25 protein-coding genes and 1 other annotated feature are annotated in these 21,833 nt (G+C 35.4%); of the genes, 9 read left to right on the top strand and 16 right to left on the bottom strand.

Annotated elements, in window-relative coordinates; all coding sequences use genetic code 11:
* The first annotated feature begins 109 nt into the window (after positions 1 to 109).
* The 3 genes from MHB48_RS16130 to MHB48_RS16140 are packed head-to-tail and all read left to right on the top strand — an operon-like array spanning position 110 to position 1,907.
* Positions 110 to 535 (top strand): disulfide oxidoreductase, encoded by a 426-nt coding sequence (locus MHB48_RS16130; protein ID WP_340923158.1) that lies wholly within the window; start codon positions 110 to 112, stop codon positions 533 to 535.
* A gap of 1 nt (position 536) precedes the next feature.
* On the top strand, positions 537 to 1,007 hold the full coding sequence (locus MHB48_RS16135) for a thioredoxin family protein (protein WP_342598950.1): 471 nt from the start codon (positions 537 to 539) through the stop codon (positions 1,005 to 1,007).
* 51 nt (positions 1,008 to 1,058) lie between these two features.
* A complete protein-coding gene (locus tag MHB48_RS16140; RefSeq protein ID WP_342598951.1) occupies positions 1,059 to 1,907 on the top strand; it encodes an RluA family pseudouridine synthase in 849 nt (282 codons plus the stop codon).
* Positions 1,908 to 2,458: 551 nt separating this feature from the next.
* Here the strand turns inward: MHB48_RS16140 and MHB48_RS16145 are convergent.
* From MHB48_RS16145 to MHB48_RS16155, 3 genes are read right to left on the bottom strand one after another with little or no spacing between them, the layout of a single operon-like run.
* Positions 2,459 to 2,725 (bottom strand): hypothetical protein, encoded by a 267-nt coding sequence (locus MHB48_RS16145; RefSeq protein ID WP_342598952.1) that lies wholly within the window; start codon positions 2,723 to 2,725, stop codon positions 2,459 to 2,461.
* 48 nt (positions 2,726 to 2,773) lie between these two features.
* Complete coding sequence (locus tag MHB48_RS16150; protein WP_342598953.1) at positions 2,774 to 3,745, bottom strand: anti sigma factor C-terminal domain-containing protein; 972 nt, start codon at positions 3,743 to 3,745, stop codon at positions 2,774 to 2,776.
* Complete coding sequence (locus tag MHB48_RS16155) at positions 3,729 to 4,241, bottom strand: sigma-70 family RNA polymerase sigma factor (RefSeq protein ID WP_342598954.1); 513 nt, start codon at positions 4,239 to 4,241, stop codon at positions 3,729 to 3,731. The genes MHB48_RS16150 and MHB48_RS16155 overlap by 17 nt, the downstream gene beginning before the upstream one ends.
* 1,013 nt (positions 4,242 to 5,254) lie before the next feature.
* On the opposite strand from MHB48_RS16155, the gene secDF reads away from it, so the two are divergent.
* Positions 5,255 to 7,525: a protein translocase subunit SecDF gene (gene secDF / locus MHB48_RS16160; protein WP_342598955.1), complete on the top strand. Its 2,271-nt coding sequence runs from the start codon at positions 5,255 to 5,257 to the stop codon at positions 7,523 to 7,525.
* Between the two features lie 387 nt (positions 7,526 to 7,912).
* Positions 7,913 to 8,569 (top strand): CatB-related O-acetyltransferase, encoded by a 657-nt coding sequence (locus tag MHB48_RS16165; RefSeq protein WP_342598956.1) that lies wholly within the window; start codon positions 7,913 to 7,915, stop codon positions 8,567 to 8,569.
* Positions 8,570 to 9,009: 440 nt separating this feature from the next.
* On the opposite strand, the gene MHB48_RS16170 is transcribed toward MHB48_RS16165, so the two are convergent.
* Positions 9,010 to 9,330: a MazG-like family protein gene (locus MHB48_RS16170; protein WP_053589111.1), complete on the bottom strand. Its 321-nt coding sequence runs from the start codon at positions 9,328 to 9,330 to the stop codon at positions 9,010 to 9,012.
* Between the two features lie 94 nt (positions 9,331 to 9,424).
* Between MHB48_RS16170 and MHB48_RS16175 the strand changes: the two genes are divergently transcribed.
* Positions 9,425 to 10,006 (top strand): TIGR00730 family Rossman fold protein, encoded by a 582-nt coding sequence (locus MHB48_RS16175; RefSeq protein ID WP_342598957.1) that lies wholly within the window; start codon positions 9,425 to 9,427, stop codon positions 10,004 to 10,006.
* 227 nt (positions 10,007 to 10,233) lie between these two features.
* Here the strand turns inward: MHB48_RS16175 and MHB48_RS16180 are convergent, their stop codons facing one another.
* Positions 10,234 to 10,527, bottom strand: coding sequence for a MazG-like family protein (locus tag MHB48_RS16180; protein ID WP_342598958.1), 294 nt, complete (start codon positions 10,525 to 10,527; stop codon positions 10,234 to 10,236).
* A 339-nt stretch (positions 10,528 to 10,866) separates the two neighbouring features.
* On the opposite strand from MHB48_RS16180, the gene MHB48_RS16185 reads away from it, so the two are divergent.
* The gene (locus tag MHB48_RS16185; protein WP_342598959.1) at positions 10,867 to 11,082 is read left to right on the top strand and encodes a hypothetical protein; all 216 of its coding nucleotides are present in this window, start codon (positions 10,867 to 10,869) and stop codon (positions 11,080 to 11,082) included.
* Here MHB48_RS16185 and MHB48_RS16190 read toward each other — a convergent pair.
* From MHB48_RS16190 to queG, 6 genes are all read right to left on the bottom strand, one after another.
* Positions 11,069 to 11,329: a hypothetical protein gene (locus MHB48_RS16190; protein ID WP_342598960.1), complete on the bottom strand. Its 261-nt coding sequence runs from the start codon at positions 11,327 to 11,329 to the stop codon at positions 11,069 to 11,071. The two genes, MHB48_RS16185 and MHB48_RS16190, sit on opposite strands and share 14 nt — an antisense overlap.
* 265 nt (positions 11,330 to 11,594) lie before the next feature.
* A complete protein-coding gene (locus MHB48_RS16195) occupies positions 11,595 to 12,044 on the bottom strand; it encodes a GNAT family N-acetyltransferase (protein ID WP_340455265.1) in 450 nt (149 codons plus the stop codon).
* Positions 12,045 to 12,774: 730 nt separating this feature from the next.
* On the bottom strand, positions 12,775 to 13,605 hold the full coding sequence (locus tag MHB48_RS16200; protein ID WP_342598961.1) for an aldo/keto reductase: 831 nt from the start codon (positions 13,603 to 13,605) through the stop codon (positions 12,775 to 12,777).
* A 42-nt stretch (positions 13,606 to 13,647) separates the two neighbouring features.
* Positions 13,648 to 13,830, bottom strand: coding sequence for a multidrug ABC transporter ATPase (locus tag MHB48_RS16205; protein ID WP_342598962.1), 183 nt, complete (start codon positions 13,828 to 13,830; stop codon positions 13,648 to 13,650).
* A 299-nt stretch (positions 13,831 to 14,129) separates the two neighbouring features.
* Positions 14,130 to 14,603 (bottom strand): tRNA (uridine(34)/cytosine(34)/5-carboxymethylaminomethyluridine(34)-2'-O)-methyltransferase TrmL, encoded by a 474-nt coding sequence (gene trmL / locus MHB48_RS16210; protein WP_342598963.1) that lies wholly within the window; start codon positions 14,601 to 14,603, stop codon positions 14,130 to 14,132.
* A gap of 12 nt (positions 14,604 to 14,615) precedes the next feature.
* Positions 14,616 to 15,755 carry a tRNA epoxyqueuosine(34) reductase QueG gene (queG, locus tag MHB48_RS16215; protein ID WP_342598964.1) on the bottom strand — a complete coding sequence of 380 codons (1,140 nt, stop codon included), beginning with the start codon at positions 15,753 to 15,755 and terminating at the stop codon, positions 14,616 to 14,618.
* Between the two features lie 55 nt (positions 15,756 to 15,810).
* On the opposite strand from queG, the gene MHB48_RS16220 reads away from it, so the two are divergent.
* Positions 15,811 to 16,500 carry a phenylalanine--tRNA ligase beta subunit-related protein gene (locus tag MHB48_RS16220; RefSeq protein ID WP_342598965.1) on the top strand — a complete coding sequence of 230 codons (690 nt, stop codon included), beginning with the start codon at positions 15,811 to 15,813 and terminating at the stop codon, positions 16,498 to 16,500.
* A gap of 81 nt (positions 16,501 to 16,581) precedes the next feature.
* Here the strand turns inward: MHB48_RS16220 and MHB48_RS16225 are convergent, their stop codons facing one another.
* From MHB48_RS16225 to proS, 3 genes are all read right to left on the bottom strand, one after another.
* Positions 16,582 to 17,904 carry a hypothetical protein gene (locus MHB48_RS16225; RefSeq protein WP_342598966.1) on the bottom strand — a complete coding sequence of 441 codons (1,323 nt, stop codon included), beginning with the start codon at positions 17,902 to 17,904 and terminating at the stop codon, positions 16,582 to 16,584.
* On the bottom strand, positions 17,888 to 18,403 hold the full coding sequence (locus tag MHB48_RS16230) for an RNA polymerase sigma factor (RefSeq protein WP_342598967.1): 516 nt from the start codon (positions 18,401 to 18,403) through the stop codon (positions 17,888 to 17,890). The genes MHB48_RS16225 and MHB48_RS16230 overlap by 17 nt, the downstream gene beginning before the upstream one ends.
* A gap of 116 nt (positions 18,404 to 18,519) precedes the next feature.
* Entirely contained in the window at positions 18,520 to 19,959 is a 1,440-nt protein-coding gene (gene proS, locus MHB48_RS16235) for a proline--tRNA ligase (protein WP_342598968.1), read from the bottom strand.
* 43 nt (positions 19,960 to 20,002) lie between these two features.
* Positions 20,003 to 20,220 (bottom strand) — a binding site (T-box leader).
* A 322-nt stretch (positions 20,221 to 20,542) separates the two neighbouring features.
* On the opposite strand from proS, the gene MHB48_RS16240 reads away from it, so the two are divergent.
* Positions 20,543 to 20,914, top strand: a complete 372-nt coding sequence (locus MHB48_RS16240; RefSeq protein ID WP_342598969.1) for a VOC family protein — start codon at positions 20,543 to 20,545, stop codon at positions 20,912 to 20,914.
* Positions 20,915 to 21,069: 155 nt separating this feature from the next.
* On the opposite strand, the gene MHB48_RS16245 is transcribed toward MHB48_RS16240, so the two are convergent.
* Positions 21,070 to 21,228: a DUF6254 family protein gene (locus MHB48_RS16245; RefSeq protein ID WP_342601409.1), complete on the bottom strand. Its 159-nt coding sequence runs from the start codon at positions 21,226 to 21,228 to the stop codon at positions 21,070 to 21,072.
* On the bottom strand, positions 21,222 to 21,377 hold the full coding sequence (locus tag MHB48_RS16250; protein ID WP_340923196.1) for a hypothetical protein: 156 nt from the start codon (positions 21,375 to 21,377) through the stop codon (positions 21,222 to 21,224). Before MHB48_RS16250 ends, MHB48_RS16245 begins: the two co-directional genes overlap by 7 nt.
* Positions 21,378 to 21,833 lie beyond the last annotated feature (456 nt).

Genomic DNA, 21,833 nt, shown 5'->3' on the forward strand with positions numbered 1-21,833 from the left:
CACTTACCTTCATTATATATCTCTTTTGTCCGCAGTTAAAATGTTTTACATGCCTATAAAGAACACTTATAATTTGACTTGAGTTCAAAGTATTTAAAAGGAGTAGACTATGACAAAAAAAGTTGAAAATATTATGTTATTTATGTGGTCAGTAGCCTTTACCGCAACTCTAGGATCCTTATATTTTTCAGAAGTTCGACAGTACGAGCCTTGTGAATTATGCTGGTATCAACGGATTCTTATGTACCCACTTGTGTTAATATTAGGTGTGGCATATGTACAAAAAAATGCGAAAATAGCAGTTACTACCCTTACTTTTTCTATAATTGGTCTTTGCATTTCTACCTATCATTATAGCATTCAAAAGTTGGATTTTATGCAAGAGGCTGCACCGACTTGTGGAAGAGTTCCTTGTACAGGTGAGTACATAAATGTTTTAGGCTTTATAACGATTCCATTTTTAGCCCTTACAGCATTTTTACTAATTGCCATTAGCAGTGTAATCATTTTAAAAAGTATTAAGGAGGAAAAATAACATGAAGAAATTAGCCATATTTGGTGGAATTATTATTGCCGTCTTCGTATTAATTTTTGTACTAAATAGCCAAAAAAATAAAAACGTATTAGCAGATAACCCATACGACACAGACAATTTAAAACAATCTACTATTGACTTAATTGATGATCCGAACTATCAAAACATTATCCTACCAGATGATTTAAAAACTAAGATTAGTAGTGGTGAACCAGTTACTGCATATTTCTTTAGTCCAGAATGTGTACACTGTAAAGAAATGACACCGAGATTAACTCCACTTGCAAATGAAAACAAGGTAGATATTGTAAAATATAATGTACTGGAATATGAACAAGGATGGAATGAATATCAAATAGAAGCTACTCCAACATTGGTTCATTTTGAGGGCGGAAAAGAAGTTTCAAGAGTAACAGGTGCTGTACCTAATGAGCAAATTCAAGCATTTTTTGATCAAGTTGTTTTGAAATAATCAGAGAGGTCGTGTCGAATAGACATGGCCTTTTTTGAAGGAGAATGAAAGATGCAACATACATTAACTTACACAGTCCCAGAAGATGGACTAACGATTGATGCAATTCTACAACAAAAATGGAAGCTTGGTAAAAAGCTTATCCACGATTTACGCATGCAAAAAGCAGTAACAGACACAAACGGAGAATTATTACAATGGAAATTACCCCACCAAAAAGGGGAAGTATTAGTTTTTAAATGGGAAGGCGAATCATCCAATTATCTTACTTCGGATCAAATTCCTTTATATGTTGCCTATGAAGATGAGTACTTATTGATTGCTTCCAAGCCTCGAGGTGTTGCAACACACCCGAATGACACTGGCCAAAATCATACATTTATGAATACTGTGATGAACTATTTAAAGAACAAGGGGCAAAATTACGGAGAACATGTACACCGAATTGATGAAGGTACAAAAGGCTTAGTAGTCATTGCAAAAAATCCAATCGTCAAAGGTATGCTAGATCGTATGCTTGAAAATAAAGCAATTGTTCGCACGTATGAAGTAATTGTCGAAGGTCAAGTGAAAAACCAGCATGGCACCATTCGAGCAGCCATTGGAAATGATCGCCATCATCCGACGAGAAAACGCGTTTCTCCGTCCGGTCAACTTGCTATTACGCATTATGAAGTAGTCGGCAAACATGACCAATTTACAAAGATACACGCAATTTTAGAAACTGGACGTACGCATCAAATTCGTGTGCACTTTGCTCATTTAGGCCACCCAATTGTGGGAGATGACTTATATGGAGCGAAGAAAACACCAACTAGAACATATGAGTTGCATGCATTCAAGGTTCAATTTATTCATCCAATCACGGGTGAAAAAATTGTCGTGGAGGATAAAAGATAGAAGCGTGAGAAATTGCTAATCTCTCCCTTTAAAGAGTGATATCATCCTAAGAGAAGTTCTAGGAGCACCTTGTTTTCACTCGTTTTAGGGATGGTTTTGACACATTTTTAACGTAGAATAATTAGAGTCGAGGGAAGTGACTGAAGTCATTTCCCCCGACTCTTTTTTCGGTTGTTGGTTTGTAATAAAGATTGATTAATATACAGCTACAAATGCTGATTCTAATTGAAAATTATAGCCCTTATTTTGAACAAAGAGTGATCAAAAAGGGGCTTTTTGTAATAAAGATTGTTTATTACAAAAAGCGAATATTCAACTAAAGTACTCGTTAGCCATCCATGCAGCACAAAATCAGTGCTGCACCACAGAGAATGAAATTGTTTAGGAAGTGTCATACTGATACTGACCTTAATCCAGTCTACCGTAATCCATAGACTTATTTTGCTCTCCTCTTTTTTTAACGAGGGGTCTTTTTAAGTATTGTCATTTTTCTTTTCTTGAAGAAACTAATTTTCATGGTAGTTCAATAAGAAAAACAATATTTATTACTTCTATTCGTTAATTTCAAGTATCTTGTAACAAGAAAAAAGAATAGTGGCGAGACCAATCCCAAAAAGGATACTTCCAGTAGCCAAGAAATTGTTTGTATAACCTTCAATTACAATTAGGTATGTTGGTTGGTCTGCCCCACCTTGTTTGGCTATCCATTTTCCAGCAAATGACGTTCCAAAATTAATACTGAAAAATAGTAATATAAAACCAGTTGCAGTTATTAAAGAAGATAAAGCAACTAACCCTTTTAATTTATCTTTTGTCATTATACCCCTACCTCCTAACATATTTATTAGTTCTTTTCTCCAAACAGTTTAATATAGGTCTGTTGTTGCTCCTAATGTAGCACCGCGAATCATAGATTCATCACTAAACTTTATTAAATCACTTGGTTTTCCCGTAACCACTACACCAATAATTTTAAGGTTCTGCGGTTCTAGTTTTATTTTGCCCTGATTAGTTATGTTATTAATAATTTTCTCTGCATCGCCTTGATAATTACCACCCTCCTCCTTCATCTGCTTTAAGATTGAGATAAAGTTAGTGGCAGAATAATCCTCCGCACTTCGATTATAAGAAAAGCCAAATGCTTCAAAACCGTAGATTGGATCGTCTCGGAAATTTTCATCTGCGTTATGCTGATTATCACTTTCAATATCATTTTCACTATACGTATCAACCCAATACCAAGATAATTGTTCTTTAAATACTTTATTTACTTCCTCGATAGAATATCCATCATCAAACGAGAACGCCATTTCGACAACTGTATTTTCATGAATTTCATTTAGTAACACGCGATCATCAAAGATTTGCTTATAGTTTACTTGTGGATGGAAAAATTCAACGACTCTTTCACCTTCATAATATAAAGGAATACGCTCATCATCTGAATAGCCAAAGCCAGAAGGACCATCATTTGAAATAGGGTGAGACGAACCTAACATATTAAAAACTTTTTCCTGTTCTCCCCAAGGAATCGGTACACCTCCAACAACTTTTACAAACGTCGTTTTCGCAGTTGCCGAAGTTAATGAATAATTATATTCGGTACCTCGATTTTCAATGTTAGCCCCCATAATTTTATTCCAAGTTGAATCCGAATCTGTTTCTTTCTCCATTTTTGTTTTCATTACTGTATCGCCAATAAAATATAGCCCAAATAAAACTATGAGACTAATACCTAATGAAATGAGCACCATTTTTATAATTGAACGTTTCCTTGCCTTTTTTACTAATTTCTCAAATTCAAAATCCTTAGGAAAAAAATCATTTTCCTTGTTCATTTTCATACCTCCTATATTGTTCTATAAATTCTTTTCTTGCCCTATGGAGAATAGTTTTAACAGACCCTTCTTTCATGCTATACAGTACTGCTATCTCATTTATTTTTAGTCCTGTACTATATTTCAGAAGAAGCAACTGCCTGTATTTTGGTTTTAATTTAGTTAAGATTACATGAATATCCCTTTCTAATTCACTTTGCATGAGGGCTTTTTCAGGTGTTTCTTCCTCAAATATTTCTTGTAAGTTGAATTTCAATAATATATCTCTTCGTCTAGATTTCTTACGGGACAAATCATAATATTGATTTACCGCTACTCTAAAAAGCCAACTTTGGATATTATCAAATTGGACTGAGTCTATGTATTGTAAAAACTTATACGCAGTATCTTGAATAATATCTTCTGCATCTTCCTTTGAAGCACCCATTTTTATTAAATACGCATTAACAAATTTTAGTATCTCATTTAGCTTTTTCCCCATCATGGAACCATTCATTTCAAACCTCCCACCTTTAAAACGTTTCAATAATAAAAAGGTTAACAAAAAATTATAAAATTAGGTTATTTCTTTCTCTTTAACGTATATTTCTTTAGTTGAGAAATAAAAAAAGAACTTGGCAAGAAAGTTTTCGCTTCTCGCCAAATTCATTAGAAGATATAAAAATTAATTGGAGTGAACCGTATCGAAAATAGTGGTAAAACAAAGGGTAGAACTAACTATAAATAGCCAGTGGCTGTCGAGATATGATTTACCAATAAATCTCTTGAACTCTTCCTCCACAATCTGGCCCGATTGCTGAACAACAGTTAAACAACACTCTTCAACTAAACTGCTTCGTTAGTTTAAGTGTAACTTTTCACATTGTATCGCCGAAATCTTCTTGGTGTTTTGGACGTAAAAATAGACCATCGACATGGTCTTGTTTAACTAAAGTACCCGTTAGCCATCCATGCAGCACAAAATCAGTGCTGCACCACAAAGAATGAAAATGTTTAGGAAGTGTCATTACTGATACTGACCTTAATCCAGTCTACCGTAATCCATAGACTTATTTATGCTCTCCTCTTTTTTTAACGATTAAGTAGGGGTCTTCTTAAGTATTGTCATTTTTCTTTTCTTGAAGAAACTAATTTTCATGGTAGTTGAATAATCTCATTCATCTACTTATTAAAATTCTCTACTCCATTCATCATCCTCTAATATTACACCATTTTACTCCCCCGTTAGTATATTTTATTCCCTCGAGAGTAATTGACACTCTTTTCAATGTGTTTCATAATAAACATGTTGTATTTTTACTTTTATAACATAAGTTGGACATGCTTTCTTCGTTTCAGGTTCAAACATAAGAAAGCATTTATTAATAGTTTTTGTATAGTTTTGCGATAACAATAGTTGTTTTATGTAACTGTACGAAGAGAGGTTAGCAAATAAATGCGACGACCTTAAGCTGTGCTTAAATTGTTTTATATTTGCGCTTTTCTTAACGTGAGGAGGAAGAATTACATATGAAGACAAGATGGCGTATAGTCGCATTTTTTCTTGTTATCGTAGTATTAGGTGCTTCGATGAGCACGACGACAAAAGGAATCTTAAACGATATTAAATTAGGTTTAGACTTACAAGGTGGTTTTGAAGTTTTATATCAAGTTGAACCGCTGAAAGATGGTCAAAAAATAACCGAACAAGATGTAGCGGACACCTCAAATGCACTTTTAAATCGTATTGACGTATTAGGTGTTAATGAGCCGGTTATTCAAGTAGAAGAAGGAAATCGAATTCGAGTTCAATTGGCCGGTGTTGAAGATCAAGCCTCTGCACGTGAATTATTATCAACAGAAGCAAATTTAACTTTCCGTGACGCCGATGATAACTTAATGCTTGATGGGAACGACTTGAAAGAGGGTGGTGCAACTGATACTTTCGATCAAAATGGAGCTCCTATTGTGTCATTACAATTAAAGGATGCAAATAAATTTGAACAAGTAACACAAGATATTCTCGCTAAAGCTCCAAATAACGTCCTTGTAATTTGGTTGGACTTTGAGGAAGGTGTTGATTCTTTCAAAGAAGAAATAGCGAAAGAAAATCCTAAATTTGTATCTGCACCTCAAGTAAGTAGTGTTTTGAATACTTCAGAAGTTCAAATTTCGGGTTCCTTCACAGTTGAAGAAACAAAGAACTTAGCGGGTATTTTAAATGCTGGTGCTTTACCTGTTAAACTTACTGAAGTTTATTCGTCATCCGTAGGGGCACAATTCGGTGAACATGCATTATCATCGACGGTATATGCAGGGATTATTGGGGCAGTACTTATTCTCCTATTCTTAATGTTCTACTATCGTTTACCAGGGATTGTAGCAAATATTACGTTAGTTGTTTATGTATATTTAAATTTATTAGTATTTGATTGGATTAACGGAGTCCTTACGTTGCCTGGTATTGCTGGTCTCGTCTTAGGGATTGCAATGGCAGTTGATGCGAATATCTTAACTGCTGAAAGAATTCGAGAGGAAATTCGAATTGGTAAAACGGTTAAACAAGCATTCGCAGAAGGGACAAAGTCGTCATGGTCTGCCATTCTTGATGCGAATGTAACTTCACTAATTGCAGCAGTTGTATTGTTCTTCTTCGGGACAAGTTCTGTAAAAGGATTTGCAACGATTTTAATTATCAGTATTTTAGTCAGCTTCATTACTGCTGTTTGGGGATCTCGAATTTTACTTGGTTTACTTGTTCAAAGTGGATATTTCGATAACAAAATTGGTTGGTTCGGCGTTAGAAAATCAAAAGTTCATTCGATTGAAGAAAATGTCAGTTCACTTGATCTAACAACAAATTTTGATCGATTCGACTTCGTTCACTCACGTAAACGATATTTCACCATCTCAATTGTGTTTATCTTAATTGGAGTAATTGTACTAAGTATTTTTAAATTAAACTTAGGCATTGACTTTGCAAGTGGTACACGAGTTGAGGTATTGACAAACGAGCCACTAACTGAAGAACGAGTCTTAAGTTATATGGAAGACTTAGGCTATCAATCTGACGATATTGTACTTTCTGGTGATACGAACAATATCGCAGCAGTTCGTTATGTAGATGAGTTTTCTCAAGATGAAATTTTGAAATTGAAAAAAGAAATAAAAGCTGAGTTTGGAACTGAGCCAAATGTTAGTGCAGTTTCAAATACAGTTGGTAAAGAACTTGTAAGAAATGCAATTTATGCATTAATATACGCAGCAATTGGAATTATTATCTATGTAGCAATTCGTTTTGAATGGCGAATGGGGGTTGCTTCAATCCTTGGTGTTCTACACGATATTATTCTCATGGTAGCAATTTTCAGTTTTACTCGTTTTGAAGTCGACTTAACCTTTATTGCTGCTGTTCTAACGATTGTCGGGTACTCGATAAACGATAAAATCGTAACGTTTGACCGTATACGTGAGAACTTAAATCGAGTGAAGAAAATTGATAATGAAAATGAGTTAGCGGAAATTGTAAATAAATCACTTCGTCAAACGCTTGCTCGATCAGTAAACATTGTGTTGAATATTGCATTTGTTGTTGTTGCCTTGCTTCTATTTGGTGCAGAGGCAATTCGAAACTTCTCATTTGCATTGTTCTTAGGTTTATTGGCAGGTACGTATTCATCCATCTATATCTCTGCCCAGCTTTGGTTTGTCATTATGAAACGAAGCATGAGGAAAAAAGGTGGAGCATTAGACGTCGAGCAAGAGAAAAAACAATGGGGAACAGACGAACCGGTTGTATAACGGTTTGGACACGAAAAAGAACGGGTATAATACCTGTTCTTTTTTTATGTAATTTAACTCATCATGTATAAACTTTTTTAATTGGCTTATTATTAGCCGCAATTATCGCATATCTGCAGTAATGAATGTAGATTTGATTCAATTATATTTCTTCTTCAACTAACCTGCTGCGTTAGTTTAATAAGCACCTTTCTTCTACTGCACATTTTTGTCGAACTGTGCAGTAAGGTTTGACGAACAGATGATTCATTTGTTACAATCTCCTAATCAAATAGGGAAAAGGATGAGGACGATGGTTCGTCGTTTGAAACGGTTTAAGAATGTTGCTACGGCATTAAGCTTCTAAGTAAAAAAATGATTTATACTACTTAGAAGCGAGGGAAAAAAATGAAACAACGTCAATTTAACCACTGGTCTGAAATTAAGTATTTAAAAGATATTGTCACCAACCCAATGATTGAAGTAGGGGAATACTCCTACTACTCTGGTTATTACGATAATCATGATTTTGAAGATGGGTGCGTTAGATACTTATGGGGAGATGAAAAATCAAGAAAGTTATTTAACCCCATCGAAGACCATGATTGGCATTTAGATAAGTTGATTATAGGAAATTACGTATGCATTGCAAGTGGTGTAATTATTTTAATGGGTGGAAATCACAATCATCATTCTGAATGGATTACCGTCTATCCGTTTGTGGAGCAAATTGAAACTTCTTACGAACCAAAAGGGGATACAATCATCGAAAATGATGCCTGGATTGGCATGAATGCAATGATTATGCCCGGTGTGACAATAGGTGAAGGTGCCATTGTTGCGGCTGGATCGGTTGTTGCAAAAGATGTCCCACCATATACGATAGTAGGTGGCAACCCTGCTAAAGAGATAAAGAAACGATTTACAGACAAAGAAATCGAAAAGTTGAAGGAAATGCGTTGGTTCGATTGGGAACGTGAGAAAATTGAACGAGCAAGTCATATCCTGTCCAGTTCTTCTATTAACCGATTATACGATTTTTATCAAAGGGAAATTAAATCATAACGGATTAATTTTAGATCATCTCATTGAATAAATACGAATAAGTTTAATAAGCCATAGTCTCTTCTTAATAGCTAATTAAGAAGGGGCTATTTTTAAAGTGAAAACTCATCACTGCACAGTTTGTGTCAAATGCGACGTAAAAAGAATGGAATTTCATATCTCTTTTTCAACTAACCTGCTGCGTTAGTTCAATAAGAAAAAGGCTTTACTCCTTCTTGAAGTAAAGCACCCGTTAGCCATCCATGAAGCCCTGCTTCACCACAGAATATGTAAGAAAATTACGTTCTTCCATGGTAGTTTAAGTACATTTCTTCACAATCTCTACTTTTAAACATAAGTATCCAAATTATCTTCCAAGTGTTAATAAATTATCTGGCCCAATTCAAAAAGACGCACTTACTCAAGAAATGCGCCCTATTGTTGAAAAAAGGTTTATTTGCCTAATCATTAGAATAACGATCTGAGAGTTTCTTTTTATGTGACTGAAACACTTCTTCTAGTGGGATATTGTACTTGTTTGCAATCACAATTAAATTACCCAGTACATCTCCTAACTCTTCAGTTAACTCCTGTTTATTTTCCTCATAAGAGCCCCTTATTTCATCAGGCCTATCCCTACCAATCTCAAGAGCTCTTATAGCTCGTGCAACCTCGCCCGTTTCTTCTGCTAAAAAGCCAATACGAATAAATATGTCTAACTCAGACCAGCCCCTACTTTCATAATAATCCTTTACCCATTGTTGAAATTCAGTTACATTCATTTTCATCTAACCTCCAATTCAATACTTTAAGTTTAACAAAAAATGAAAGTATTATATAATCTTTAATGGTGTGATTCTTTAGGAGGCGAATATATTGAAAAAGTTAGCCGTATTTTGTGGATCGAGTAACGGAGCATCTGATGTCTATATAGAAGGTGCGAAAAAACTTGGTAAAGAACTAGCTAAACGAAATATTGCACTTGTTTATGGTGGAGCGAGTGTTGGAATTATGGGTGCTGTTGCAGATTCAGTTCTGAATGAAGGAGGATACGTAATAGGTGTTATGCCAAGTTTTCTAGATAATAGAGAGATAGCTCATAAAAACTTGTCAGAGCTGATCATCGTAGATTCAATGCATGAGAGAAAAGCGAAAATGGCAGAGCTTGCTGATGGATTTATAGCTTTGCCTGGTGGGCCAGGAACTTTAGAAGAGTTCTTTGAAATTTTTACTTGGGCTCAGTTAGGGCTCCATCATAAACCATGTGGTCTCTTAAATATAAATCATTATTATGATCCTCTTATTGCGTTATTTAATCATATGTCAGAGGAACAGTTTTTACATGAAAAGTACCGTAACATGGCATTAGTCGATAGTGAACCAAAAGGGATCCTTGATAAATTCAATACATATGAACCACCAACTGTAAAAACTTACATTGCTGAAAAACAGATCTGATAGTTTAAAAAACAGACCGAGTCATTACCCTTGGTCTGTTTCCCTATTTAAAACGAGTTTTTCCTTAAATCCATTTCCTATTTTGGTCAAAAAGTAAAAGACACATTCCTAAAGAAAAGCGCCCGATTGTTGAAGATCATTGCAAAGCATTATTGAACAAATACTTCCGTTATTTAAAGAAGGTATAATTAAAATTTTTACTATTTTACTAAACGAACGAAAATTCGTTAACTGATTTTGCTTTCCCACTTATCTAACTTTTTACTAATTATCTCGTGTAATTCTTTATCGTTCTCGGATAATTTGTAAAACATAGCTAAGGCTACTAATATAACATTAATACATTCTTCTTTTACATCTTCGATTCCTAATTGTTTGTACTCACTTCCGCTTGCTTTTATGTAAGATAGTACAGCTTGAGAGGTTTCGCCAACTTCCTCTGATAGCTTTAATGCCATTTGCTCTAACGTTTTTGGTTCTTTTTCACTGAGTAACTTAATTTCTTTTAGCAGATGCTCCAAGATTTCTTCCTCTTTCTTTAATTATTTCTGAAGTTATTTTAATTTTGTTATTACCACTTATGTATATAGGTACTTTCGCCCTTTTAGTTCAATAAGAAAAAAGAGCCACCTAAGCAGCTCAATGTTCTTCAAGTAAAGCCCCCGTTAGCCATCCATGCAGCACAAAATCAGTACTGCACCACAGAGAATGAAAATGTTTAGGAAGTGTCATACTGATACTGACCTTAATCCAGTCTACCGTAATCCATAGACTTATTTATGCTCTCCTCTTTTTTTAACGATTAAGTAGAGGTCTTCTTAAGTATTGTCATTTTTCTTTTCTTGAAGAAACTAATTTTCATGGTAGTTCAACAAGGTTTTAGTATTTTTTCAAGTACAATTGGACCCGTTTTCTTTGTCGTTGTATTGACTGTCCGAACTTTGATACGAGTAGGTCGCATTATAGGAGAAACTTCATCCAAATTCCCAGCCCAAGTAGTTTCTCCATATTTAGTTAAAGGGGACAATGAGAAAATCCAACTTATTTCCTTTGGAATATATGCTAATACTTCATAACCATCATAATCCCCAAAACTAGATGGTTTTGGTAAATGAAGTGCGTGAACACTGAGACTTGTTCGTTCATCATTAAACTTCTTTCAATATTATAAATCAGTACTACTCCTCTGGCATTTTTAGGTACGTTTTTTGTTGGTTCAAGTATTGCTGAACAAGGTAGCAACTCTTCAATTTTATTCTCAGAGTGTGTTTGTGAAGGAAGAATTACTAATACGAAGATAAGGCTAAAAAGAAATTTTTTCATTTCTGATTCTCCTTAAATTTGTTTAGTATCATTATTCCCCAAAACTCCATATTTATTGTATTTCAATCGTTCCTTCTTCAACTAACCTGCTCCGTTAGCTCAAAAAAAAAAAGAGTTGCCTAAGCAACTCCATGTTCTTTAACTAAAGCACCCGTTAGCCATCCATGCAGCACAAAATCAGTGCTACACCACAGAGAATGAAAATGTTTAGGAAGTTGAAGAAACTAATTTTCATGGTAGTTTAAGTGTTATACTTCACAAATTATTAAAAAATATTTAATTCTAGAAATACATCAGTTTCCATAAAACCAAACTTCTTATACACTGGTCTACCCATTTTTGAAGCCCCAAGCCATATTTGTGATATACCTGAAATCTTAACTTCATCAACTAATTTAGTTAACAGCTTTGTTGCGATTCCTTGCCCACGATAATTTTCATTAGTATACATATTTGTGATATAAGCCTTTTTTCCAGTCTTATTGGTGTAACAAGGTGGAAATTCATAAAAAATTACTGCACCACAAGCTATAATTTCTTCATTATCCTCCACTAGCCATTGAATTAAAGTACCATCACTTAGTTTATTTTTAAAGAAAACATATAGTTCTCTATCAATATCTATATTAGGTTCTATCCCCTCATCAACTAATTGCTTTTTTCTTAACTCGACCAATTTATCAATATCATCGATATTTGCTTTACGATATTTCAACTTCTCACAACTCCTTTATAAAATTACAACTGACCAGCCCCATAGCATAATTAATTCTCATCATTTTACCATTGATTCTTATTAAACTAAGCAAAAAAGGTAAAATTCCCTTCCCTTATTTATTTTACCATAAAAGACCATTTCCCTTATAGAACTAACCTGCTGCGTTAGTTTAAGTACATTTCTTCACAATCTTTAAAGTGATGTTAACATAAATATTCAATAAAAATGATCTCACCTCTATAAATTTCTTTTAGAGCTGAGATCATTTTAATAAAACTTTATTACAAATTATCAATCTTTATTATAAATAATCAGACTTTTTTACAAAGCTACATCGGTCATATCGTGAACGTCGCCCTCTTGCAACTATTGGAAACAAGTTGCTTTAGGTTTGGATAATGAGAGAATACATTCTATCCTACATGTACCATAGGTTCCCGAAGATACAATTTCGGGAGCTAAGTTGCTGCTCTATAAAGTAGATGCTCTCTATTTTTCTGTCATAGTCTTTCTAGTTTACTCGAGTTTAACTCGTTTTAGATTAGTCTCTGTTAAATTAGGCTATTGTTTTTAGAAGCATAAATTTTGTGACGAAAACCCGCGAGACTCCTGCGGAAAAACGGGCTACCAAGACCCCGCAGGCGCAGCCGAGGAGGCTTGGAAGTTCGTCCGCGGAAAGCGAGTGGATTTTCGTCATAGCAACAATATCCTTTAACAGAGCATTTGATTAAAAAGTAAAGTTATCTGGATCTGATCCAGAACGTTCATTTAAATTTAGTGCATCAATATTTTTCATATCTTCAAACGATAGTTCAAAGTCGAATACATTTATATTATCTGCTATTCTAGCTGGGGTAATAGATTTTGGAATGACAATTAAATCATGCTGTAAGTGCCAACGAATGATTGTTTGTGCTGGTGATTTACCGTATTTTCCACTAATTCGTTGTAACGTGGGTTCTTCTAATAACCCACCTCTTGCAAGTGGTGACCACGAAGTAATTGCGATTCCTTTTTCTGCACAATATTCACGTAGGTCAAATTGGGTTAATCGAGGATGACATTCGATTTGATTGACCATTGGTTGTATATTTGCTTTTGCAGCAATCGCTTCTAAATGATGTTGGTGGTGATTGGATACGCCCGTAGCACGGATTAGTTTTTCATCGTATAATCGCTCAATCGCACGATATGTATCTAAGAAAGTTTCTTTTACAGCCCAATGTGTTAAATATAAGTCTACGTATTCTAGACCTAATAATTGTAGTGATTTTTCAAATGCTTTTAAAGTTTGGTCATACCCTTGATCCGTATTCCATACCTTTGTCGTAATGAAAATGTCTTCACGGGATACAGATGAATTACGTACCGCCTCTCCCACTTCTTTTTCATTTGCATAAATAGAAGCAGTGTCAATATGGCGATAACCTGTATCAAGTGCTGTAGCAATTGCTTGCATTGCAATTTCCGGGTCTGTCATCTTATACACACCTAAACCAATACGCGGCATTTCTACCCCATTTACCAATTGTTTTGTTGAATCTTTATGTAATTTCATCAAAATCATCCTTTCTTTTTATTGAAAAACGACTGATCTAAATCAGTCGTTTTTTCTCTGTTTCATGGAAGAAGTTGCGTCAGATTGTGCTGGATCTGATACGCGATTATCTTGCTCCAGTTCATTAACATCTCTTAGCTTCTCCATCTGTTTGCCTAGCAGCTTCACTTCTTCCATATTTGTTGCCATAGAACCGTTTTCTGGACCATTTTTCAAATTACTCATTTAAAAAATCACTCCTTTTCTATATCCTAGTAGAATCATCCCTTCGTTGCAACTGTGAGCATATCATTTTAGAAGTAATTTCAAACTCGTCATATTTCTTTTTCAAACAAAGTAGGGTATACTTAGTTCAGAATATATTATAGGAGGCACTCCATATGAAATTACTTCTTATTCTGGGCGTTTGTATTTCTTTCCTTGTTTCAATTTTCACTGCAGGATATGACGACAAACCAGGTGCAACATCTAAAAAATGATTAATATAAAAACGGACGAGTCTTTTATGACATCGTCCGTTTTTTTTAATGTAGATTTGGATAATTTTGTTGGCGCAGCGCTTCATATACAAGAATTGCTGCGGTATTAGAAAGATTTAAAGATCTAATATTATCATTCATTGGAATTCTAAGAGCTCTATCTGGATGTGCATCAATAAATTCACGTGGAAGTCCTTTCGTTTCACGTCCAAAAATAAAGAAATGTTCTTTCTTTACGTCGCTAAAATCAAAAGTAGTATGTGGCTTTGCACCAAACTTAGTTATTAAATAATATTCTCCCTCAGGATGAGCAGCAAAAAACTCTTCTAGTCCATCGTAATACGTAATTTCTACATGTTCCCAATAATCTAAGCCTGCTCGCTTTAACATTTTATCGTCCGTTGAAAAACCAAGTGGGCGGATCAAATGTAGTTTTACCCCTGTGCCAGCACATGTTCTAGCTATATTTCCTGTATTTGCGGGTATTTCTGGTTGATATAAAACAATATTAATACTCAACTATTCCACTTCCTACTTCTCTAATGTATAGTATTGAAGCCCTTTTCGGATTTCCTCGAGAACTTCTTCCACTTCTTCCGTTTGCTCTGCTTTTCTTAATGCATGTAGGCCATCTTCTGTATTTATTTTACCGATGGCCCATGCAGCTGTCCCACGAATAACTGGACGTGGGTCATTCTCCATATGTTCAATTAATACTGGAACAGCAGACGCTTCTTTAAAATGAGCTAATGCAATAATGGCATTTCGTTGGATTGGATTCTTCCCTCGCCACGCTCCGGACATATGCCCATAGGTTTCTTTAAAGGTCCGATTTGTCATTTTTAATAAAGGCATCAGCAATGGTTTTACAAGCTCGGGTTCTGGTGTAAATGCTTCCTGATGTAAATTTGCCATTCCTTTATTTTTCGGACAAATTGTTTGACACGTATCACAGCCGTATATGCGATTCCCTATTTTTGCGCGAAACTCATCTGGAACAATCGTTTTCGTTTGCGTAATAAAAGCGATGCAACGCTGCGCATTTAATTGGCCACCTTCTATTAAGGCGCCAGTCGGACAAATATCTAAACAAAGCCTACATTCTCCACATTGGTCCTCCATTTGCTCGGATGGAGCAAATGGGATTGACGTAATCATTTCACCTAAATAAACATAAGAACCAAATTCAGGCGTAATAATGGCACAGTTTTTTGCACTCCAGCCAATACCAGCTCGTTCTGCCACAGCTCGGTCCGATAGCTCGCCAGTATCCACCATGGAACGTAGCTTTGCATCTGGCATATGCGTTAATATATATAGCTCTAAAAGTGCAAGCTTTTCCCTTAAAACTGTATGATAATCCATCCCCCAGGAAGCACGCGCGAAAATGCCACGTCTCGCTCCCTTCACACTTTGTGGAGCATCTTTCATTTTAGAGGGATAAGCAATTGCAATGGATATAATACTTTTAGCTTCAGCAAGCAAAAGCTCTGGATGGGACCTTTTTTCAATGTCTGGTTCTTCAAAGCCAGAAGCAAAGCCTAGCTCCTGTTGGCGAATTAATCTATTTTTTAATTCTTGAAATGGAGAAGCAGAAGTAAATCCAATCTTATCAATTCCAATCGAAGCAGCGTAATCTATTAGGTTTTTTTGAAACTGATTGATATTCACGAATGTTCTCCTTTCTTATGCTACAATATAGAAAATATGTGCAAGGATGGTCGTTATGATTGTAAAACTAGATGATTCTTTATTGCAAATTGAACCTACTCTTAAAATAGGCATTATTCATTATACCAAAATAGTCGTTACGTCTTCTCCTCAAATGCTTAAAGGTCGGCTCCAATTATTTCAGGAGCAGCTTTTCTTTGAGTTGGAGGAAAAAGCCGTAACCGAATTTACAGGAATTAAAGAATGGCGAGCATTATGGAAAAAGTTTGGCGCTGACCCAAATCGCTACCGTCCTTCAGTAGAAGCACTATATCGACGAATTGCAAAACAAAATTATATCACACCAATGCATTCTGCTGTAGATTTAAATAACTTTTTCTCCTTGAGATATGAAATACCGATGGGTATTTATGATTGTAAGAAAATTCAAGGGAATGTCACTCTAGCGCTAGGCGACGAAGAAAAAAATTATAAAGGATTAAATGGCCGTGATAATAGCTTGAACCATATACTAACCCTTTCCGATGAAACAACCCCATTTGGTAGCCCCTTCGTAGATTCTGTTCGAACTGCTGTAACAGAAGAAACAACGGATGCATTACAAATCGTTTTCCTTCTTCCTTCGATGACAATAGAAGAAAGCCAGAAAATACTCGAATCTATGGGTGCTATGTTTACACAAATTCACGGTGGAGACGCTACTTCTACTTTACTAATTAAAGATCAAAATGAATGGAGAATTTAAGCTTTATTCTATTAGTGTATTATCCGATTTTCTACAATGAAAAACGCTCCTCTCGATTTTTCGGGGAGCGTTTTTAAATGATTAGTTTTCAAATATTAATGTTTGTTCCCCATCTATTATAAGTGTCCAGATGCCTTTTTCCTGGAAGGTGATGAGACCGTTGTAATGGAAGATTGTTTGACCTGTCGTTGCATCATTCATCGCATAAGGGTCAATTTGGAAGATGCTCTCATACCCCTTCTTATCTCCATTTGCACTAACTAGCTGCACCTCTATACTTTGCTTCTCTCCAATGGTACTCTCTATAGTTAAATTAGCTGCTTCTCCTATAGGAAGCTCCTTAGGAGATTCTAAAAGAATGTAATGCTCTGTCTTAGGTAACGGTGGCAGAACGTCAATAATAAATGCTTCGAATAATTCTTCGTCCACATAAAAATAGAGCTGCCACTTCCCCTCCCTCGGAAATGCAGGAAAGCTTGTAAGGATATGAGCGTCCTCACTATATAACCCATCGCCTAAGATACCATTAGACAATTGAATCGTTTCTCCAAAACTATTTTTAGCCTCTACTCTATATTCCTTACCTACCAACAAATTAGGGGTTCCCCAAAAGTAAAGCATGAGCTTTGCTCCCCGTCGCGTGTCCTCCGCTACAAACTGTTTAGGACCTAATATACCGATCCTTCCCTCCACACCTATTACCTCTTGGTCGCGATCAGGTAAAGGAAAAGAAATGGCTAATGGGGCGTCTAATGTAACCTTGTTTGTAGATAAATCATATTTTGTTCCCTTGTATTCCAGAGCGAACTCGATATCTTCGATTGCATTTAATAATTTTTGCAGTTCTTCTTCCGAATAGTTTGCATACAGAGATTCAAAAGCGACCGTATAATAGTATCCATCCTCATATTTAGGTGAATTGTAGCTCACAGAATTAGCTAGACCCACTTCATCTTTAAAAAATAGAGACGGATTAGCATGAGCTCGAAACTCAAAAGAATTCCATACATCTATTGGTATGAGCTTGGTGGATTTTAATAATACATCAATTCTTATTCCTTTCAAAGTTTCATCCGATACATCCATTTCAAGCACTATACTTTTTAAACCTGCCATTTGTAGCTCAAAACTCTCTATATATTTTTGATCCTCTTTCTCTATTAAGCCTAACCCCGTCTCTTCTTTCTGGGTAATCTCCACCTCATTCAAGGGACTAGCCAAATAAGCCACTATTAAAATACAAACGAGTGCTGCAAAAACAATAAGTGGCTTTAGAAGCTTCAAGCGATTTGTTTTCGGAGTATGGCGTAGACTTTGAATAACTTTTCTTTTATCATGTGAGCTAAGAGAATGCTTCGGAAGCTTTCTAAGCTGGTCCTCTAAATCTTTATATTCCCTTTTCATACACATACCCCTCCTCTTCTAAAATTTGCTTTAGTTTTTTTAAAGAACGATAATAGAGTACATTTATGTGGTTTTCATTCGTCCCCATTATTTCGCCCGCTTGCTTAGAAGTCATCTCCAAGATACCCCTTAAAATAATTACTTCTCTTTGTTTAAACGGCAGCTCCGCAATAGCATCGTATAATTCCTTGTTCATTTCTCCTAAAAGAATATTTCTTTCTAAGTTAGAAGAATGGCTCTCTTCTTCCCGAAAGAAATATTTTATCCGATTCCAGACTTTATCTTTTCTTGAGCGATCTATCACTATATTTTTAGCAATTGTTATTAACCATGTTTTGGGGTGCGCACTTTCCTTGTAAGTAGATATTTTCTTCAGAGCACGTAAAAAAGTTTCTTGAACTAAATCTTGGACGTCCATTGAACTTGTATAGTAAATAAGATAACTAGTTACATCCTTTTCATATAACTCAAACCATTCCTCTATCAGTTGCCTTTCCAAGTGATCCCCCCTATCTACTTATTAGACGATTCTTTTTATTTAATCTTACAAGATTTTGGAAAATAAAAAAATCAGCCATTGAATGAACAATGACTGATTTCCAGAGTTGTATTTAATTAGTATGCTCTACCGAACCATACAGAGTGTTTTGCTTCTTTTCCACAGTTGATACAAGTTGATTTTTCAGTTGGTGGACTAAATGGAATGTTACGAGTAGTGAATTTCGTTTCTTCCTTCACATGCTCTTCACAAGCATCGTCTCCACACCAACCTGCTAAAATCCATCCAGGAATTTCGCCTTTTTCTGCTGAATCCTCCAAATGCTGTTTCAACTGTTCCATTGAATCTACATGTGTATGAGAGTTGGCATCACGGAATGTACGAGCTTTTTCTAACAAACGAGTTTGCATCGTTTTCAGCTCTTCTTCTAGACGCTCTACGATAGTTGCCAGATCTACAGATTCTTTCTCAGTCAGATCACGTGCTTTCATTAGTACTTGATTGTTTTCTAAATCACGAGGCCCTAATTCAACACGTACCGGAACACCTTTAAGCTCCCATTCATTAAATTTAAATCCAGGAGATTGATCTGAATCATCTAGACGTACACGAATACCTTTTGCTTTTAATGCTGCAAATACCTCATCTAATTTTTCCATAATAGCCGGATTTTTCTTCCATGGTCCAACTGGTATCAATACAACTTGTGTTGGTGCAACACGTGGTGGCAATACAAGCCCTTGCTCGTCACCATGCACCATAATAACAGAACCGATTAACCGTGTAGAAGTTCCCCATGATGTTGTATGCACATGTTGGTGTTTGTTTTCTTTATTTAAATATTTGATATCAAACGCTTCTGCAAATTTTGTACCTAAGTAATGTGATGTTCCAGCTTGAACAGCTTTTCCATCCTTCATCATCGCTTCAATTGAATAAGTATCTACAGCCCCAGCAAAGCGCTCAGAAGGTGTTTTCTGACCATCGTATACTGGAATAGCTAAAAGCTCTTCTACAACCTCTTTGTAGATATTTAACATTTGCATTGTTTCTTTTCGTGCATCTTCTTCATCTACATGCGCAGTATGCCCTTCTTGCCATAAAAATTCAGAAGTACGAATGAAAGGAAGAGTTTTCTTTTCCCATCGGAATACATTTGCCCATTGGTTAATTAAAACTGGTAGATCACGATAGCTTTTAATCCAGTCAGAATATAAATGACCAATCATCGTTTCAGATGTTGGACGTAATGCTAAACGCTCTTCTAGTTTTTCACCAGCAGCTTCTGTTACCCAAGGAAGCTCAGGAGCAAATCCTTCGATATGATCCTTTTCTTTTTGGAAGAAAGACTCTGGAATAAGCATTGGGAAGTAAGCATTACGATGCCCAGTTTCTTTAAAGCGTCTGTTCATTTCTGCTTGAATATGCTCCCAAATTTCAAAGCCATCTGGTTTAAACGCGATACACCCACGAACTGGAGTGTAATCCATTAAATCCGCTTTCTGAATCGTATCGATATACCATTTTGTAAAATCATTTTGCTGTTGATTTGTCATTTAAATTCCTCCTTAAATAATAAAAAGCACAAAGTCATCCTCGTAAAAGGACGTCCTTGTGCTGAATAGACGTGGTACCACCTTAGTTTAGCTTGAATTTACTTTCAAGCCCTCTAAACGTTCGGTAACGAAAACGAATCGGTTATGTTTGCATAACATCTCCGTGATAGGTTTCAACAAGAAGTGGTGATATAGCTCTCAGCATACACTATATTTTCTGTTTCACAATTCTTATCTACTTGGTCACTTCGCAGATTGTATTATTAATAATATACCAAATAACCTACTTTAATACAATCTGGATTAAGGAATACCTTTTAATTTTTCTATTATATAAGGGAAGGCAGTGGAAATTGCGATGTGCGATGTGCGACACCCGACTTACGGTTCATGGACTGCACATTGGGTTGTAATTTTCTGGACAAGGTATCAGAGAGTATTAATTGTTAACCCTAAACTCACTTGAGATTAAAGAGCCAATAAGTTCGAAAAAATAGTAAATGATACCAACTTAATTTATAATAATAAATGATTTAATTTTAAGATATCAAAAATAACGATTAATCATGAAAGGTGGAGAACTATGAAACTAGGTGCGTTTTCGGTAAGTTTAAATGTCAAAGATATTAATGCTTCAAAAGCATTTTATGAAAAACTTGGATTTCAATCCCTTGGAGGCGATATTTCTCAAAATTGGCTTATCATGAAGAATGAAGATACCATAATTGGTTTATTCCAAGGAATGTTTGAGAAAAATATTCTAACCTTTAATCCCGGATGGAATAGCAATGCCGAAAATCTTGAATCTTTTACTGACATTCGCGAACTCCAAAAACAGCTTAAACAAAAAGGAATAAAAATGCTGACCGAAGCAGATGAAACAACCGAAGGACCTGCACATTTTACAATAGTAGATCCAGATGGTAATCAAATTCTTCTAGATCAACATAGATAAATGAAGAGAATATCATCTAGATATTAAAAAATTTATTATATCCAAAAGGGTGCCTGTCTCAACTGAGAAGTAACAGGCCCCTTTTGATTTCAAGAATATTTTCAATACTTCGAGAGACTAACAATTGGGGGTAAATTAACTAGGCTTTGAAGTAATTACTTACCACCCAATGGGACGAAATTCAAGCTGGCTAGTGGCTGCCCCAATAGGAGCAGAAACTCAATAACCTCTTCTTTTCCTACTTCTTCAGCAAGTTGCTTTAATGATTTTATCTTACCATGCGGATTTTGTACTTGCTTACAGAATCTTAAAATTTATCTCTGAATTCTTTCGCTTTTTCCTTATGTGCTTGATTAGCCTTTGCACTACCAAATTCTGTTGAAAACTCGGAGTCCTGTTTACTAGAATTAAATCCCTTTTTGTTCTTTTGCTGCGGATCATTTTTCTTTGTTCTTTTTGCCATAAAAATATCCCTCCTTCTTGTATTTTATTATGAGGAGAGAAAATGATAATATTCATGTACTAAAACAATATATGTTTCTCAGAAATTATTGAACAACTGTGGCATTAATTCCAATAAAGGGTATGTCGAAACCATCCACTAAAATAGAAGCCATCTGACCACAAGCTGATCACATTATCAATTCAGAAAGATTGATTATCAATCAAGAGGACCGATATGTAGATATTCCACTTCTCGAACAAACTGCTGATTAAGAAACGCTCAAATAAAAGAGCATCCTGCAGTCGGAACAAAACAAAAATATCTAAATCAGTTTAGAACTTTATAAACTCAATTAGCTGGTATGAAAATTGATAAGAAAGCCGACGAAGAAGATCCATTACTTGAAATATTAAAAGGTTAATAATCATAATATGATTTAACGTGACTGGTGATAAAACTAATCACGTTTTTTTA

Origin of the sequence: Psychrobacillus sp. FSL H8-0483 (genome assembly GCF_038637725.1) — a bacterium.
Lineage (GTDB): Bacteria > Bacillota > Bacilli > Bacillales_A > Planococcaceae > Psychrobacillus.